Source organism: Paenibacillus mendelii (assembly GCF_024498075.1).
GTDB classification, from domain to species: domain Bacteria; phylum Bacillota; class Bacilli; order Paenibacillales; family Paenibacillaceae; genus Paenibacillus_Z; species Paenibacillus_Z mendelii.
On record NZ_JANHOF010000053.1, the window covers coordinates 1 to 1785 of the forward strand.

Below are 1785 nucleotides of genomic sequence, written 5' to 3' on the forward strand. Positions count from 1 at the left end.
ACCAGCCGCTCGGTTGCCACGATCTCTTCTTCAGTCATTTTACGATGGAACGAAAAATCAAAGCGCAGTCTCTCAGCCGTTATATTGCTGCCCTTTTGCGCCACCTCATCTCCGAGAACCTTTCGTAGTGCAGCATGCAGAAGATGAGTTGCCGTATGCAGATTTGCCGTCTGTGCAGAATTATCTGCTAAACCGCCTTTAAACTTTTGGGCTGCTCCGGCTTGAGATAACTCTCTATGCTTCTGAAATTTCTCTAGATATCCTTCCAGATCGATGGCGATGGAACGCTCTGTTGCCAGTTCCATGGTCAATTCGATGGGAAACCCATACGTATCATAAAGTTTGAATGCAGCTGCACCGTCTATTTGACCATTTACTAATGAAATCGAAAGCTTATCGAATTCACGAAGTCCCTGCGCGAGCGTTTTTTGAAAACGAGCTTCTTCCGCCTGGAGTTCCCTAATAATTTTATCGCGATTGCTTTGCAGCTCTGGGTATATTAGCTCGTACTTGTCAATCACAGCGCTAGCGATATCCGCTAGACCGCCTTCTTGAATACTCAATTGCATTGCGAATCTAACAGCTCGGCGAATCAATCTTCGCAGCACATAGCCTTGGTCGACATTAGACGGAGTAATGCCGTAATTATCACCAAGGATAAATACTGCCGTGCGGGTATGATCCGCAACAACTCGATACGCTTTGGGTTGATTTTCGTATGCCGTCTCCGACAGTTCTGCAATTCGTGAGAATATCGTAGTAAACAGGTCGCTATCATAGACTGTTCCTCCATTCAAAGCGACTAGCACTCTCTCTAAGCCCATTCCCGTATCGACGTTTTTTTGATCAAGCGGTTCAAACTTTCCCTCCGCCGTTTTGTTATATTTCATAAATACATTATTCCAGAATTCAACATAGCGCCCACATCCACATGCTGGCGAACATGTAGGACCGCAACGTTCTTTATCCGAGATAATGAAGATTTCCGTATCGGGACCGCAAGGACCTGTTTGACCTGCTGGCCCCCACCAATTATCGGCTTTAGGCAAGAAGAAGATCTCTTCCTCACATTGACCTAATGCACACCATATCTCGTACGACTCCTGATCACGGGGAGCATCATCATCTCCTTCGAATACAGTAACCGCAATTTTATGCTTGGGTATATCGAGCCAGTTCGGCGAAGTGACGAACTCCCAACTCCACGATATGGATTCATGTTTGAAATAATCGCCAAGTGACCAGTTGCCCATCATCTCAAAAAAGGTGCAATGGGTATCATCACCGACTTCATCTATATCCACAGTACGTATACACTTCTGAACATTGGTTAACCTCGTTCCAGATGGATGCTTCTCTCCAAGTAAATAGGGCACCAGCGGGTGCATGCCCGCTGTCGTAAACAATACGGTGGGATCGTTATCGGGTATAACGGAAGCGCTAGAAATGACGGCATGACCTTTTTCTTGAAAAAACTGAATATACTTCGCTCTAATCTCTTCAGATGTATACAGTTTCATTGATATTTCTCCTTTTACTCTATTTTAGACAACAAAAAAACGCCCCAAGATTGGGACGAATTAATCGCGGTACCACCCAAGTTATTGTCTTCGCATTTAGCGATACAATCAGCTCAATTGACTATAACGAGTCAAACCGGCGGGCATTAACCGCACTCCTGAACCGGCAACATACTAAGTTTCGTAGGATTTCACACCAAAACATCCCTCTCTGAACGAAATGTAGCATATTTTGTTCATTCATTGATTTCATTTATATCATTTC

General features: G+C 44.5%; 1 protein-coding gene. It reads right to left on the minus strand.

Annotation, left to right across the window (positions count from 1 at the left end; genetic code table 11):
• A partial coding sequence (locus NNL21_RS35960) for an alanine--tRNA ligase (RefSeq protein ID WP_204822894.1) occupies positions 1-1520 on the minus strand: 1520 nt, incomplete at its 3' end.
• Positions 1521-1785: the final 265 nt, after the last annotated feature.